We start from the raw sequence: 14093 nt of genomic DNA, 5'->3' as shown, positions 1-14093 counted from the left end.
CGGGGCGCCATGTTACACTGAAGCGGGGCCGGTTTTCCTTGATGACCGGGCCCGCTTTCCCATATGAGCCGGGCACCCCCGGCCCCGAGGTACCCCGATGACCGCCCCCGTCGCCCCGACTTCCCCGATCACGCAGGACGTGATGACCATCCCGCGCAAGGCCGCGCCGGGCCTGCCCAACCTCGTCGGCATGAGCCGAGACGCGATGCGCGAGGCGCTGATCGCGGCGGGCACGCCCGAGAAACAGGCCAAGATGCGGGTGAACCAGGTCTGGCAGTGGATCTACCATTGGGGCGTGCGCGACTTCGAGGCGATGACCAACCTCGCCAAACCCTACCGCGAGCTCTTGGCGGCGAACTTCGTGATTTCCTTGCCCGAGATCGTCTCGAAGCAGGTCTCCTCCGACGGCACGCGCAAGTATCTCGTGCGGATCGCCGGCGGTCATGAGGTCGAGGTGGTCTATATCCCCGAGACCGATCGCGGCACGCTGTGCATCTCCAGTCAGGTGGGTTGCACGCTCACTTGCTCGTTCTGCCACACCGGCACCCAGAAGCTGGTGCGCAACCTCACCGCTGGCGAGATCATCGGTCAGGTCATGCTGGCGCGCGACGATCTCGAGGAATGGCCCACGCCGGGCGCGCCCAAGGACGAGACGCGGCTTTTGTCGAACATCGTGCTGATGGGCATGGGCGAGCCGCTCTACAATTTCGAGGGCGTGCGCGACGCGATGAAGATCGCCATGGATGGCGAGGGGCTGTCGCTCTCGCGCCGCCGCATCACGCTGTCCACGAGCGGAGTCGTGCCCGAGATCGCCCGCACCGCCGAGGAGATCGGTTGCATGCTGGCGGTGAGCTTTCACGCCACCACCGACGAGGTGCGCGACAAGCTGGTGCCGATCAACAAGAAATGGAACATCGAAAAGCTTCTGCAGGCGCTCAAGGCCTATCCCAAGCTGTCGAACTCAGAGCGGATCACGTTCGAATACGTCATGCTCAAGGATGTGAACGACAGCGACGAGGACGCGCGCCGTCTCGTGAAGCTGATCGAGGGCATCCCGGCCAAGATCAACCTGATCCCCTTCAATGAATGGCCCGGCTCGCCCTATGAGCGGTCGTCGAACAACCGGATCAGGGCCTTTGCCGACATCATCTACAAGGCGGGCTATGCCAGCCCCATTCGCACGCCGCGCGGCGAGGACATCATGGCCGCCTGCGGCCAGTTGAAGTCCGCGACCGAGCGCGCGCGCAAGAGCCGCGCCGAGATCGCGGCCGACGTTCAGGGATAAGGCGCGCGGGATCGACCGCGCGCCACGAGGGAGAGAGCCGTGAAGATCAAGCTCAACGGGATCGAATTCGACGTGGCGGCGGTGGATGCGAGGACGCGCGAAGCGATCCTCGGCGATCCGGTCATCGCGCGCGCCGTCTGGCGCGACGTCTACGTCTGGGACGCCACCGCGCAGGAGGGCAAGCACACCGGACCGGTGACCCAGACCGGCGCGATCCCGCTGGCCAACGGCATCTCGTTCTACGTGCCCAAGGGCGACGGGCCGGCCAAGAACGAGAGCGCCTCCAAGACTTCGGGCGAGCGGTTCCTCAAGGCGCTGGGTGTCTCCTCGACGCTCGACGTGCTCAAGGCGATGGCGCGGCTTCTCGGCATGCCACAAAAGACCCTGCCCAAGGAGTTCGACGCGCTCAAACCCGTGGCGTCCTTCAAGCTCAAGATGCATGTCGAACACTCGGTGCTGCAGCTGCGCAACGCGAGCCGCAACCTGCAGGCCTACCTGCTGGTGCCCGGCCAGATCGGCTTTCACCACGAGATCGCCGCGATCACGGATCAGCCCGGCTACGACGCGCTGATCGAAGACAAGCCCGAGCTGAAGACGCTGACGCCGCTGTTCCTCGTGCCCGCCCGCTCCAAGGCCAACCGCGAGATGCGCGCCACCGCGCTGATGGCGCAGACCCGCGATCTGGCGGCCGCGGCGCAGGGCAAAACGCCCGAAGAGCTGCCAGAGGCGCTGCGGATGCGCATCGGCCGCAACCAGGCCGAACTGCGGATGCTGGCGCAGGTCGCCAAGCAGGCCGGGCAGCAGACGGGCCAGACCCGACCCGCCGCCACCACCGTCTGAGGCGCGGAACCCGCCGCCGCCACCGCTCGTTGGTCGTGCAACCAAAAACGGAGGCACGGCCATGAGCCATTCCGAAGGCGACAAGGTGAAATGGAGCTGGGGCAACGGCACCGGCACCGGCACGATCACCAAGGTCTATACCCGCAAGATCACCCGCACGATCAAAGGCTCCGAGATCACTCGCAACGCCAGCGAGGACGATCCCGCCTATCTGATCGAGCAGGAGGATGGCGACGAGGTGCTCAAGGGAGAAACGGAGATCTCGAAGGCGTGAGCGCCGGCCCGAGGGAGACCCGACCGCGGCGCGCCGGAGATCGCACAGTCCCCTGAGAAGCGAAAAGCGCGCCGCCGTGGCTCGGCCGCGCGCTTTTCGATGCATAGGAGCGGCCTCGCGCAGGTCCGGGACCCCTGCCCCGGCAGCGCGGCCTATTCCTCCCGGCCGGGAATATGCTCGCGCCGCTCGCCCGCATGGGTCCAGCTGCGCATTGCCTCGAAGGCTTCGTCGGCGGTCTCGACGAACTTGAACAGCTGCAGGTCCTCGTCAGCGATAGTGCCGGCCTCGGCCAGCGCCTCCCAGTTGACGATTCGCTCCCAGAAATCGCGGCCGAACAGCAGGAAGGGCACCCGCTTCATCCGTCCGGTCTGGATCAGCGTCAGCGCCTCGAACAGCTCATCAAGCGTGCCGAACCCGCCGGGGAAGACGCAGACCGCCTTGGCGCGCATCAGGAAATGCATCTTGCGGATCGCGAAGTAATGGAAGTTGAACGCCAGATCCGGCGTCACATAGGGGTTCGGGGCCTGCTCGTGCGGCAGAACGATGTTGAGGCCGACCGAACGTCCGCCCGCTTCCTGCGCGCCGCGATTGCCCGCCTCCATCACGCCGGGGCCGCCACCGGTGACGATGACGTTCTCGGTGCCGCCGGTCTCCAGCGACCATTCGGTGACCCGGTGCGCGAAGCGCCGCGCCTCCTCGTAGAAGGCCGAGAGATCGGCCAGCGTCTGGGTCCGCGCCGTGGCCTTGCGCGCGGGCTCGGGGATGCGCGCGCCGCCGAACAGCACCACGGTCGAGTTGACCCCTGCCTCGTTCATCAGCAGTTCGGGCTTCAGAAGTTCGAGCTGCCAGCGCACCGGGCGCAGTTCGTCGCGCAGCAGGAACTGCTCGTCGGCAAAAGCGAGACGGTAGGAGGGTGACATGGTCTGCGGCGTCTGGGGCACCTGATCGGCGGTGCGCTGGTCCTCGTGGCTGTCGCGCATGAGGTGTCGTCTGTCCTTGGTCATGCCGGTTCCTTACCCTGGGGCGCGTTGCGCCGATTGCCGCATCCGGTCTATAGCCGCAGCCGAGCCGCATCACAAACCGGAGCCCGCCCCATGGCCGATACCAACACCGCCCAGCTCGAAACCGCGATCGAGGCCGCCTGGGAGGCGCGCGACACGATCACGCCCCAGACCACCGGCGAGACCCGTGAGGCGATCGAGGACACGTTGAACGCCCTCGATTCCGGCAAGCTGCGCGTCGCCGAAAAGCGCGGGCAGGACTGGCACGTGAACCAATGGGCCAAGAAGGCGGTGCTCCTCGGGTTTCGCATCAAGGACATGGAGATGCAGTCGGGCGGCCCGCAGGGCAGCGGCTGGTGGGACAAGGTCGACAGCAAGTTCGAGGGCTGGGGCGAGAACCGCTGGCGCGAGGCGGGCTTTCGCGCCGTGCCCAACGCCATCGTGCGCCGCTCGGCCTATATCGCGCCCGGCGTGGTGCTGATGCCCTCCTTCGTCAACCTCGGCGCCCATGTCGACAGCGGCACCATGGTCGACACCTGGGCCACAGTCGGCTCCTGCGCGCAGATCGGCAAGAACGTGCACCTCTCGGGCGGCGTCGGCATCGGCGGTGTGCTCGAACCGCTGCAGGCCGACCCGACCATCATCGAGGACAACTGCTTCATCGGCGCGCGCTCCGAGGTGGTCGAGGGCTGCATCGTCCGCGAGGGCTCGGTGCTTGGCATGGGGGTCTATATCGGCAAGTCGACCAAGATCTTCGACCGCGAGACCGGCGAGGTCTCCTATGGCGAGATCCCGCCCTACTCGGTCGTGGTCTCGGGCTCGCTGCCCTCGAAGGGCGGCGTGAACCTCTATTGCGCCGTGATCGTCAAGAAGGTCGACGCCCAGACCCGCTCCAAGACCGGCATCAACGAGCTGTTGCGCGACTGATCGACGCCGCGTTCCGGGCGCGGGCGCAGGAACCGCTCCCGCCGCCCGAACCTTGGGGGACATGATCCAGAGCCTGTCCCTCCCGCTTCTGCTGGCCGTCTTCGCTTTCGCGGGGGCGGCCGTCATCTTCTCATCGATCCGGGCCACCCGGCTGGCCGACATCATCGCCGACCGCACCTCCATGGGCGAGGCGATGGCGGGAGGCATCATTCTCGGCGGCGCGACCTCGCTCGCGGGCGTGGTGGTCTCGGTCAACGCCGCGCTCGACGGTGACGCCTCCTTCGCCTTTTCGAACGCGGTGGGCGGCATCGCGGCGCAGACCCTGTTTCTCGCCATCGCCGACCTGATCTACCGCCGCGCCAATCTCGAACACGCCGCCGCGGAGCCCGCCAACCTGTTTCAGGCGGTGATGCTGATGATCCTGCTCAGCCTGCCGCTTTGCGCCATCGCCGGGCCGGACATCTCCTATTTCGGCGTGCATCCCGTCTCGGTGGTGCTGTTCCTCGTCTATCTCTACGGCGTCCGCGTCTCGGCCCGCGTCTCCGAAGAGCCGATGTGGCGCCCGGTGATGACCTCCGAGACCCGCACAGACGAGCCGGAGGACGAAGACGAGGCCGGCCGCTCGGTCACCGGCCCGGCGCTGCGCTTTGCAGGGCTGGTGCTGGTGATGGGGCTGGGCGGCTTCGTGATCGCGCAGGTCGGCAGCGCCTTCATCGAACGCTTCGGGCTGCGCTCGGGCCTCGTGGGATCGCTGATCACCGCCGTGGTGACCTCGCTCCCCGAATTCGTGACCACCATCGTCGCGGTGCGGCGCGGGGCGCTGCAGCTCGCCGTCGGCGGGATCATCGGCGGCAACACCTTCGACACGCTGTTTCTCGTGATCTCGGATCTGAGCCTGCGCGAAGGCTCTCTCTACCACGCAGTCGGCACGACCGACCTCTACTGGCTCGGCACCGGGCTCTTGATGACCGGCATCCTGCTGGCCGGGCTGATCGCGCGGCAGCGCGAGGGCCCCGCAAGGATCGGCTTCGAGAGCGTCGCCATGCTCGCGGTCTATGCCATCGCCGCCACGGTCGAGGTCATGGGGTAAGGCCGATGTCCCGATGTGGCCCGATCAGGCCGGGCCGCAGACCAATATCGCGTGGCAGGGAACGATTTCGTGAGCGGCTGGTTACCGCTGCAACAGCCCGGAAGGTCCGGGCGTCAGGTTTGGAGTGACGACATGACGGGTGTGGGTTGGTTCATGACCATCATCATCGGCGCGATCGCCGGATGGCTCGCCGAAAAGGTGATGAAGGCGGATATGGGTCTGTTGATGAACATCATCATCGGCATCCTCGGCGCGCTGCTGTTCAACTGGCTGCTGAGCCTGATCATGGGCGAGGCGCTCGTGGGCTGGATCGGATCGCTGATCGCGGGCTTCATCGGTGCCTGCATCCTGATCTTCCTCGCCCGGTTGGTGCGCGGCAAACGCGCCTGACATCCGGCAGGATCGGACAACCGAGACCCCGCGCCAGCAAGGCGCGGGGTCTTGCGTATCCGGCCCCGCGATGCCACCTGCCTGCCGATCGAATGAGGGAGACGCGCATGGCCGAGAAGCAGGACAAGCCCAAGCGGGTGCAGCAGGTCTACACGCTGCTGGTCGAGGTCGGTCGCAAGCAGGGCGACGGCCTCCCCGAGGAGGCCACCGGTGCGGCGCTGATGTGCTATGCCTCGGGCGTCGACGAGGCCGAGGCGGTGCGCGAGACCGTGGCGATCCTCAAGCAGGCCGATCTCGCCCCCCTGGATGTGACCGGCTACGGCACGCTTGACGAGCGTCTGGCCGAAGGTCACGACATCGACGAGGACGAGCGCGAACTGATGGGCCGCGCGCTCGAGGAGAACTCGGTCATCGTGGCGCAGATGACCCCGTTCTTCGAGGACGCCAAGGGCGGTTCCGACACGCTTCATTGATCCGCTCCGCGATCCCGGTCGATTGAAACCGCCCAGCCCGCGCGCTACGCCTTCTCGCAGCCGAAGGAGTGACCGGATGTCCCAGACCATCGACCCCGCAGACCTGACCGCGCGGCTGATCCGCTGCGCCTCCGTCACCCCCGAGGAAGGCGGCGCGCTGGTGCTGTTGCAGGAGATGCTGGAACGGGCGAGCTTCGACTGCACCCGCGTCGACCGGAACGGCATCGCCAATCTCTTCGCCCGCTGGGGCGCCAAGGACGCCGAGAAGAGCTTTGGCTTCAACGGCCATACCGACGTGGTGCCGGTGGGCAACCGCGACGACTGGTCGGTCGATCCCTTCGGCGCAGAGGAGAAGGACGGCCAGCTCTACGGGCGCGGCGCCTGCGACATGAAATCGGGCGTGGCGGCCTTCGTGGCCGCTGCCATCGATTTCGTGCAGACGACGCCGCCCGATGGCGCGGTGATCCTGACCATCACCGGCGACGAGGAGGGCGACGGCGTCGATGGCACCCGTGCGCTGCTCGACTGGATGGACGAGACTGGCGAGCGGATGCGGATGTGCCTCGTGGGCGAGCCGACCTGCCCCCAGAACTTCGGCGAGATGATCAAGATCGGGCGGCGCGGCTCGCTCAACGCCTTTGTCACGGTGACCGGGACGCAGGGCCACGCGGCCTATCCGCACCGCGCCAACAACCCGATCCCCGCGATGGCGCGGCTGGTCGACCGCCTGTCGAACCATGCGCTCGACACCGGCACCGAGCATTTCGACGCCTCGACGCTGGCGGTGGTGACGCTCGATACCGGCAACCCGGCCACCAATGTGATCCCGCGCCAGACCCGCGCCACGCTCAACATCCGGTTCAACGACCTGCACACGGGCCGCAGCCTGAAGGAATGGCTCTGGGCCGAGGCGGACTGGGTCGCCGAGGAGTTCGGCGTCGAGATCGGCATCGAGGTAAAGGTCTCGGGCGAAGCTTTCCTGACGCCGCCGGGCGAACTTTCGGCCATGGTCGCCAGAGCCGTCGAGGCCGAAACCGGCATGGTGCCGGAACTGTCGACCACGGGCGGCACCTCGGATGCGCGCTTCGTCAAGAACCACTGCCCGGTGGTGGAGTTCGGTCTCGTTGGCCAGACCATGCACCAGGTCGACGAACGGGTGGAGATCGCGCAGATCCACCGGCTCAAATCCGTCTATACCCGCATCCTCGAAAGCTACTTCACGTGAAACACGATATCATCGAGACCACCGATCTCACCCACTGCCACGCGCTGCGCCGCACCGTCTTCATCGAGGAGCAGAACGTCTCCGAGGCCGAGGAGATGGACGGGCTGGACCACGAGGCGATCCACCTGCTGGCCACCTGCGACGGCACGCCGGTCGGCACCGCGCGGCTGCTGCTGCGCGGTGAGACCGGCAAGATCGGCCGCGTCGCGGTGCTGCGGACGCATCGCGGCACCGGCCTCGGGGCGGCGATCATGCGCATGGCCGAGGAGGTGCTGCGCTCGCGTCCCGGCGTCACCCGGCTCTACCTCTCGGCCCAGACCCACGCCCTGCCCTTCTACGAAAAGCTCGGCTACACGGCCTACGGCCTCGAATACGACGACGCGGGCATTCCGCATCGCGACATGGAAAAGCGGCTCAGGAGCTGAGCGCGCGACGTGATCGCGTGACGAGACCCCATGCGCGTGCTACCTGCACGCCATGAACAGATTGCCCTCCCGCGACGAGATCCTGCAATGGATCTCCGACAACCCGACCCAGACCGCGAAACGCGACATCGCCCGTGCCTTCGGCATCAAGGGCGCGGCGCGGATCGACCTCAAGCGCATCCTGCGCGAGCTTGAGGCCGAGGGGCATCTCGAGAAGAAGCGCAGGACCTACCGCGATCCCGAGCGGCTGCCTCCGGTCTCGGTGCTCTCGGTGCTGCCGCCCGACGCGGATGGCGACCTCTGGGCCCGCGCGCTCGAATGGCACGGTGAGGGCGAGGGTCCCAAGGTGCTGCTGCTGCCGCGCGAAAGCGACGCGGCGATGGGCGCGGGCGACCGCATCCTTGCCAAGCTCACCGCCACGCCAGGGGAGGAGCACGACTACACCGCGCGGCTGATCCGCAAGATCGGCACCAACCCGCTGCGCATCTTGGGCATCTTCAAGAAGGCCTCCGAGGGCGGGCGCATCGTGCCGATCGACAAGGGCGTCGACAAGCAGTGGATCGTCCCCGAAGGGGCCGAGCACGGCGCCAAGGACGGCGAGCTGGTGGAGGCCGAGCAGGCCGGCCCCAAGGGCCGCCTCGGCCTGCCCAAGGCGCGCGTGATGTCGCGCTTGGGCGATCCGACCGCGCCGCGCGCCGTCTCGCTCATCGCGATCCACCAGCACGGCATTCCCGACCATTTCCCCGACGCGGTCCTTGCCGAGGCCGACGCGATGAAGCCCGCGGGCCTCAAGGGTCGCACCGACCTGCGCGAGCTGCCGTTGATCACCATCGATCCGTCGGATGCGCGCGATCACGACGACGCGGTGCTGGCCCAGCCCGACGACGCCCCCGACAACGAGGGCGGGCACATCCTCTGGGTCGCCATCGCCGACGTGGCCCATTACGTGACGCCCGGCTCGGAGCTCGACCGCGAGGCGCGCAAGCGCGGCAACTCGACCTATTTCCCCGACCGGGTCGTGCCGATGCTGCCCGACCGGCTCTCGGGCGATCTGTGCTCTCTGCATGAAGGCATGCCGCGCGCGGTGATCGTCGTGCGCATCCGCATCGACGCGGAAGGCAACAAGATCGGCCACAAGTTCGAGCGCGCGCTGATGCGCTCGGCCGCTTCGATGTCTTACGAAGAGGCGCAGGAGGCGATCGACGGCACCCCGACCGACCGCGCCGCCACCATGCTCGACGAGGTGCTGCGCCCGCTCTGGGCCGCCTACGCCGCGCTGAAAAAGGCGCGCGAGCGGCGGCAGCCCTTGGAGCTCGACCTGCCCGAGCGGCGGATCGAGCTGAACGAGATGGGTCAGGTGACGGCCATTTCCTTCAAGGAGAGGCTCGACGCGCACCGGCTGATCGAGGAGTTCATGGTGCTGGCCAATGTCTGCGCCGCCGAAACCCTGATCGCCAAGCGCCAGCCGCTCTTGTTCCGGGTCCACGAGGAGCCCAACCCCGACAAGCTCGACGCGCTGCGCGAGATGGTGAAGGGGTCGGGGCTGGTGCTGGCCAAGGGGCAGGTCCTCAAGACGGCGCATCTCAACCGCTTGCTGGAGCAGGCGCAGGGCACCGAACAGGACGAGTTGATCAACCTCGCGACGCTGCGCTCGATGACGCAGGCCTATTACAACGCCGAGAATTTCGGCCATTTCGGCCTCGCGCTGCGCGATTACGCGCATTTCACCTCGCCGATCCGGCGTTACTCCGACCTGATCGTGCATCGTGGCCTCGTCTCGGCGCATGGCTGGGGCAAGGATGGCCTGTCGGATCACGATCTCGAACGCCTCGACGAAACCGCCAAGCAGATTTCCGACACCGAGCGCCGCTCCATGCTGGCCGAGCGCGACACCACCGACCGCTACCTCGCCGCCTTCATGTCCGACAGGATCGGCGCCGAGCTGCCGGGCCGGATCAGCGGCATCGCCCGCTTCGGCGTGTTCGTGAAGCTCGACGAGACCGGCGCCGACGCGCTGGTGCCGATCCGCTCGCTTGGCAACGAGTTCTTCCATTACGACGCCGCGGATCAGACCCTGATGGGCGCGGATAGCGGCCGGGTCATCGCGCTGGGCCAAAGGGTTACGGCGCGTCTCGTCGAAGCCGCACCGATCTCTGGCGGGCTCATTGCCGAGCTGGTCGAGATCGACGGCGCGACCATGCCGAGCGGCCCCTCGCGCCGCCCCGGCAAACCGCCGCGCCACAAGGCCGGTGCCGCCAAGAAGAAGGCCGCCGTCAAGGCCAAGAAGGAAAAGCGCAAGGTCACGCGCAAGCGCTGAGCCCGCGAACGCCCTCGGGGCCGCAGTACCGCTGCCCCGACCATGCGGGGATGGAGAGGCTTTGGGCCTGAGCGGTTTCCCGCCGCTGGCCACCCTGCCCCGTGCCGACTCGCCCGCTTCGCGGTAGTGCTGCCACAAAGCAAAAGGAGCGGGCGGTGCGAAACTTGACGAGCTTTGGACGGACGGGCCTTCTGGGCCTCACAATCGCGGCCCTGGCGTCCTGCGGAGCGGTCTCGGGCCCGCTCGACAGCTCGCCCCGGCCCCCCGCCCGTGCGGAACAGATGGACGAGAACATGCGACCCCGACCCAACGCAGGCTTTTCGAACTGGGTCGGCGGCTACCGGTCCCGCGCCCTTTCGGCTGGCGTCTCCGGGGCCACCTTCGACCGTGCCTTCGCCTCCGCGGGCTACATCCCCGGCGTGATCGAAAAGGACCGCAACCAAGCCGAGTTCACCAAGTCCTTGGGCGATTACCTTTCCACCGCCGCCTCGGACACGCGGGTCGAGACCGGACGCGCGATGCTGTCGCAATATTCGAGCCTGCTCTCCGAGATCGAGGCCCGCTACGGCGTCGATCGGCAGACCGTGCTCGCGGTCTGGGGCATGGAGAGCAATTTCGGCAAGCGGCGCGGCGAGATTCCCGTCATCTCGGCGCTGGCGACGCTGGCCTATGAAGGACGGCGCGGCCGCTTTTTCGAACAACAGCTCACCTCGGCGCTCAAGATCCTGCAGAACGGCGACGTCGCGCCCGAGAACATGAAGGGCAGCTGGGCCGGCGCGATGGGCCACACCCAGTTCATCCCTACGAGCTACGAGGCCTATGCCGCCGATTTCCGCGGCGACGGGCGGCGCGACATCTGGTCCGACGATCCGACCGACGGGCTCGCCTCGACCGCGAAGTACCTGTCGAACTTCGGTTGGCGCAGGGGTCAGCCCTGGGGCGTCGAGGTGGTGCTGCCCTCGGGATTCAACTACGGCCTCGCGGGCGGCGCCAAGAAAAGCGCGGCCGAATGGCAGGCGCTCGGCGTGCGCGCCGCGACCGGCGGCCAGATCCGCGACTTCGGCGCCGCCGAGATCCTCGTGCCGGAAGGCGCGCAGGGCGTGGCCTTCATGACGTTCAAGAACTTCGACGTCATCAAGCGCTACAACGCCGCCGACGCCTATGCGATCGGCGTGGGGCATTTGGGCGACCGCATCGCCGGGGGCGCGCCGCTGCGCACGAAGATGGCCATGGGCCGAACGCTGAACCGGGCCGAGCGCTCGGAGGTCCAGCAGCGGCTGACCGCGCTGGGCTATGACACCGGCGGCAGCGACGGCATCATCGGCCCCAATTCCATCGCCGCAATTCGCCGCTACCAGCAGGCAAACGGCCTGGCGGTGGACGGCTTCGCCTCTGAGGCGCTGCTCAAGCGGCTGCGCTGAGAAACGAGCCGCCCTTCGGGGCGGCCTTCTTATCCGGCGAAGTCGCAGGCCTCGCCGCGCATGCAGGCGGCCAGCCGATCACGCGTCGCGGCGTCGGGTGCCGCCTGCACCTTGCCCGGGCAAGGCTCCAGATCGACGACCAGTTGCCCCTCCTCCTCACGTGCGAAGATCAGCACCTCGTCACCAGGCGCGAGGCTGCCGCACCACGGCCCCGCGCAGGAGGGTTGCAGCAGCACCGCCGTCTCCACGGGCGTGTCGAAACCGGTGGGGCCGAGTTGGTAGCCAGAGAGGCCCGCCGGGATCGCGGGCGGCGTGGCGTTGGCGGGAGCGGCGGCGACGGAGGGGGGCAGCTTCGAAGCGTCGAAGCTCAGGCGACCTACAAAGGCGCGGTAGCTCTCGGGCGCGGCATGGATTTCCACGAAGCTGCGGACCGGGTCGGGAACGAGGCAGGACAGCGCGGCGGCAGGCTGGGCCGCCACCGCAAAAGCCAGGCTCAGATAAGCGGTCCGAGCTGCGCCAGAGCCTGCTCGTAGACCTGCCGCTTGAAGGGCACGATGGCCGAGACCAGATCGGCGGGGTCGATCCATTTCCATGCGCTGAACTCCGGATGCTCGGTGGCGATGTCGATATCCCCGTCCGTCCCGGTAAAGCGCATCAGCACCCAGGTCTGGGCCTGGCCGCGATAGCGGCCGCCCCAGATATGCGGCACCACGTCGGAGGGGAGGTCGTAGCGGAGCGGCGCTTCGGTCTGGGCCACCATGATCACCTTGTCGGGCGTCACGCCGGTTTCCTCGCCCAGCTCGCGCAGCGCCGCCGTGGTCACGTCTTCGCCCGGGTCAATGCCGCCCTGCGGCATCTGCCAGGCGTCCCGGTCGCGGTCGATCCGCTGGCCGACGAAGACCTTGCCTTCGGCATTCGCCAGCATCACCCCGACGCAGGGGCGGAACGGCAGGGCGGCGATCGAGGCGGGTCTCACTGGGCGGTCTCCCCCTCGTCGGCCTCGGCCGGGGCCTCGGCGCGCTCGTCAGGATCGGGCAGCGCGCGGGGACCGAGCGCCGAGAGACCCTTGAGGATGTCGATCGCATAGGCGAGCTGGTAATCCTGCTCGCGCAGTTCGGCGGCGGCCTCGGCCCGCGCGCGATCCTCTTCGAGCTGCTTAATCTCGTCCTCTGTCAGGCTGTCATTGTCGAGGCTGCCGCGCAGATCGGCCTCCGAGCGCAGCGAACGCGGCGTCGTCGTCTCCTCCTCGGTCTCGTCCACCGGTGCGGGGCGTGGCTGTTCGACGATGATGTCGGGCGAGATGCCCAGCGCTTGGATCGAGCGTCCCGACGGCGTGTAGTAGCGCGCCGTGGTCAGCCGCATCGCGCCCTCGCCACGCAGCGGCATCACCGTCTGCACCGATCCCTTGCCGAAGCTCTGGGTGCCGACGACGATGGCGCGGCGGTGGTCCTGCAACGCGCCCGCGACGATCTCCGAGGCCGAGGCCGAGCCGCCATTGACCAGCACCACCATCGGCTTGCCGTCGATCAGATCGCCGGGGGTGGCGTTGTTGCGATCCGACTGCGCCACGTCGCGGCCACGGGTCGAGACGATCTCGCCCGCCTCAAGGAAGGCGTCGGAGACGTAGATCGCCTGGTTCAGCAGGCCGCCGGGGTTGTTGCGCAGATCGAGCACCACGCCGTTGACGTTGTCGAGCCCGCCCGCCTTCTCGATCTCGTCGGCCAGCCCCGATTGTAGGTCGGGGAAAGTCTGGTCGTTGAAGGTGGTGACGCGCATCACGATGGTGTCGCCTTCGGTGCGCGCGCGCACGGCGTTGAGCTTGATCGTGTCGCGGATGATCGACACGTCGAAGGGCTCGTCCTCGCCCTCGCGCACCACGGTGATGATGATCTCCGAGCCGACCGGCCCCCGCATCAGGTCCACCGCCTCGTCGAGCGTCAGGCCGAGCACGCTTTCGCCATCGACGGCGGTGATGAAATCACCGGCGAGGATACCTGCGGCGTCGGCGGGTGTGCCGTCCATCGGCGAGACGACCTTGACGATCCCCTCCTCCTGCGTGACCTCGATCCCGAGGCCCCCGAACTCGCCGCGCGTCTGGGTGCGCATGTCGGCGGCGTCCTCGGGCGAGAGATAGGAGGAATGCGGGTCGAGCGAGGTCAGCATGCCGTTGATCGCGGCCTCGATCAGCTCACCCTCGTCAACGGTCTCGACATATTCGGCGCGGATCCGCTCGAAGATGTCGCCGAAGAGATCGAGCTGCTCGTAGACGCTGGCGTTGCGCTCGGCTTCCTGTGCCACGAGCGGCCCTGCCACCTGCGTCGTGACGACGAGCCCGAGCGCGGTGCCGCCGAGTGCCGCCAGTACCAGTTTCCTCATGCGCAACATTCCCTCTGCCTGCGGCGCGTGCCGCAATTTGGGCGCGCGC

General features: G+C 67.8%; 15 protein-coding genes. 11 read left to right on the top strand and 4 right to left on the bottom strand.

Annotated features, from left to right (window positions below):
* The first annotated feature begins 97 nt into the window (after positions 1 to 97).
* From rlmN to ACJASC_RS00220, 3 genes are all read left to right on the top strand, one after another.
* Positions 98 to 1285 (top strand): dual-specificity RNA methyltransferase RlmN, encoded by a 1188-nt coding sequence (gene rlmN / locus ACJASC_RS00230; RefSeq protein ID WP_415142559.1) that lies wholly within the window; start codon positions 98 to 100, stop codon positions 1283 to 1285.
* 39 nt (positions 1286 to 1324) lie between these two features.
* Positions 1325 to 2125, top strand: a complete 801-nt coding sequence (locus tag ACJASC_RS00225; protein ID WP_415142557.1) for a hypothetical protein — start codon at positions 1325 to 1327, stop codon at positions 2123 to 2125.
* A gap of 61 nt (positions 2126 to 2186) precedes the next feature.
* Positions 2187 to 2399 carry a hypervirulence associated TUDOR domain-containing protein gene (locus ACJASC_RS00220; RefSeq protein ID WP_021692395.1) on the top strand — a complete coding sequence of 71 codons (213 nt, stop codon included), beginning with the start codon at positions 2187 to 2189 and terminating at the stop codon, positions 2397 to 2399.
* Between the two features lie 152 nt (positions 2400 to 2551).
* Here ACJASC_RS00220 and ACJASC_RS00215 read toward each other — a convergent pair whose 3' ends face one another.
* Positions 2552 to 3403 (bottom strand): LOG family protein, encoded by an 852-nt coding sequence (locus ACJASC_RS00215; RefSeq protein ID WP_415142555.1) that lies wholly within the window; start codon positions 3401 to 3403, stop codon positions 2552 to 2554.
* Between the two features lie 90 nt (positions 3404 to 3493).
* On the opposite strand from ACJASC_RS00215, the gene dapD reads away from it, so the two are divergent.
* From dapD to ACJASC_RS00175, 8 genes are all read left to right on the top strand, one after another.
* On the top strand, positions 3494 to 4327 hold the full coding sequence (dapD, locus tag ACJASC_RS00210; protein WP_021692397.1) for a 2,3,4,5-tetrahydropyridine-2,6-dicarboxylate N-succinyltransferase: 834 nt from the start codon (positions 3494 to 3496) through the stop codon (positions 4325 to 4327).
* A 61-nt stretch (positions 4328 to 4388) separates the two neighbouring features.
* Positions 4389 to 5417, top strand: a complete 1029-nt coding sequence (locus ACJASC_RS00205; RefSeq protein ID WP_415142553.1) for a sodium:calcium antiporter — start codon at positions 4389 to 4391, stop codon at positions 5415 to 5417.
* A 132-nt stretch (positions 5418 to 5549) separates the two neighbouring features.
* On the top strand, positions 5550 to 5807 hold the full coding sequence (locus ACJASC_RS00200) for a GlsB/YeaQ/YmgE family stress response membrane protein (protein ID WP_045319560.1): 258 nt from the start codon (positions 5550 to 5552) through the stop codon (positions 5805 to 5807).
* Positions 5808 to 5914: 107 nt separating this feature from the next.
* The gene (locus ACJASC_RS00195; protein ID WP_415142551.1) at positions 5915 to 6280 is read left to right on the top strand and encodes a hypothetical protein; all 366 of its coding nucleotides are present in this window, start codon (positions 5915 to 5917) and stop codon (positions 6278 to 6280) included.
* 76 nt (positions 6281 to 6356) lie between these two features.
* Complete coding sequence (dapE, locus tag ACJASC_RS00190) at positions 6357 to 7505, top strand: succinyl-diaminopimelate desuccinylase (RefSeq protein WP_415142549.1); 1149 nt, start codon at positions 6357 to 6359, stop codon at positions 7503 to 7505.
* The gene (locus tag ACJASC_RS00185) at positions 7502 to 7930 is read left to right on the top strand and encodes a GNAT family N-acetyltransferase (RefSeq protein WP_415142547.1); all 429 of its coding nucleotides are present in this window, start codon (positions 7502 to 7504) and stop codon (positions 7928 to 7930) included. Before dapE ends, ACJASC_RS00185 begins: the two co-directional genes overlap by 4 nt.
* Before the next feature lie 52 nt (positions 7931 to 7982).
* Complete coding sequence (gene rnr / locus ACJASC_RS00180) at positions 7983 to 10247, top strand: ribonuclease R (RefSeq protein ID WP_415142545.1); 2265 nt, start codon at positions 7983 to 7985, stop codon at positions 10245 to 10247.
* 164 nt (positions 10248 to 10411) lie between these two features.
* Positions 10412 to 11668 (top strand): lytic murein transglycosylase, encoded by a 1257-nt coding sequence (locus ACJASC_RS00175; RefSeq protein ID WP_415143038.1) that lies wholly within the window; start codon positions 10412 to 10414, stop codon positions 11666 to 11668.
* Positions 11669 to 11697: 29 nt separating this feature from the next.
* Here the strand turns inward: ACJASC_RS00175 and ACJASC_RS00170 are convergent, their stop codons facing one another.
* Genes ACJASC_RS00170 through ACJASC_RS00160 form a run of 3 tightly spaced genes read right to left on the bottom strand, consistent with a single transcriptional unit; the run spans position 11698 to position 14044 of the window.
* Positions 11698 to 12147, bottom strand: coding sequence for a hypothetical protein (locus ACJASC_RS00170; RefSeq protein ID WP_415142543.1), 450 nt, complete (start codon positions 12145 to 12147; stop codon positions 11698 to 11700).
* A gap of 14 nt (positions 12148 to 12161) precedes the next feature.
* Positions 12162 to 12644 carry an RNA pyrophosphohydrolase gene (locus ACJASC_RS00165; RefSeq protein ID WP_021692407.1) on the bottom strand — a complete coding sequence of 161 codons (483 nt, stop codon included), beginning with the start codon at positions 12642 to 12644 and terminating at the stop codon, positions 12162 to 12164.
* Positions 12641 to 14044 (bottom strand): S41 family peptidase, encoded by a 1404-nt coding sequence (locus ACJASC_RS00160; RefSeq protein WP_021692408.1) that lies wholly within the window; start codon positions 14042 to 14044, stop codon positions 12641 to 12643. Before ACJASC_RS00160 ends, ACJASC_RS00165 begins: the two co-directional genes overlap by 4 nt.
* Positions 14045 to 14093: the final 49 nt, after the last annotated feature.

It is taken from the genome of Limimaricola cinnabarinus, from assembly GCF_047631075.1.
GTDB classification, from domain to species: domain Bacteria; phylum Pseudomonadota; class Alphaproteobacteria; order Rhodobacterales; family Rhodobacteraceae; genus Limimaricola; species Limimaricola cinnabarinus.
The sequence above is the reverse complement of the archived record's forward strand: the minus strand, read 5'-3'. Positions and strand labels throughout refer to the sequence as shown.

Coding starts and splice junctions, on each gene's coding strand:
- ACJASC_RS00160 (WP_021692408.1), bottom strand. CDS start 14,044: ATGAGGAAACTGGTACTGGCGGCACTCGGCGGCACCGCGCTCGGGCTC.
- ACJASC_RS00205 (WP_415142553.1), top strand. CDS start 4,389: ATGATCCAGAGCCTGTCCCTCCCGCTTCTGCTGGCCGTCTTCGCTTTC.
- ACJASC_RS00200 (WP_045319560.1), top strand. CDS start 5,550: ATGACGGGTGTGGGTTGGTTCATGACCATCATCATCGGCGCGATCGCC.
- ACJASC_RS00195 (WP_415142551.1), top strand. CDS start 5,915: ATGGCCGAGAAGCAGGACAAGCCCAAGCGGGTGCAGCAGGTCTACACG.
- ACJASC_RS00215 (WP_415142555.1), bottom strand. CDS start 3,403: ATGACCAAGGACAGACGACACCTCATGCGCGACAGCCACGAGGACCAG.
- dapE (WP_415142549.1), top strand. CDS start 6,357: ATGTCCCAGACCATCGACCCCGCAGACCTGACCGCGCGGCTGATCCGC.
- rlmN (WP_415142559.1), top strand. CDS start 98: ATGACCGCCCCCGTCGCCCCGACTTCCCCGATCACGCAGGACGTGATG.
- ACJASC_RS00220 (WP_021692395.1), top strand. CDS start 2,187: ATGAGCCATTCCGAAGGCGACAAGGTGAAATGGAGCTGGGGCAACGGC.
- dapD (WP_021692397.1), top strand. CDS start 3,494: ATGGCCGATACCAACACCGCCCAGCTCGAAACCGCGATCGAGGCCGCC.
- rnr (WP_415142545.1), top strand. CDS start 7,983: ATGAACAGATTGCCCTCCCGCGACGAGATCCTGCAATGGATCTCCGAC.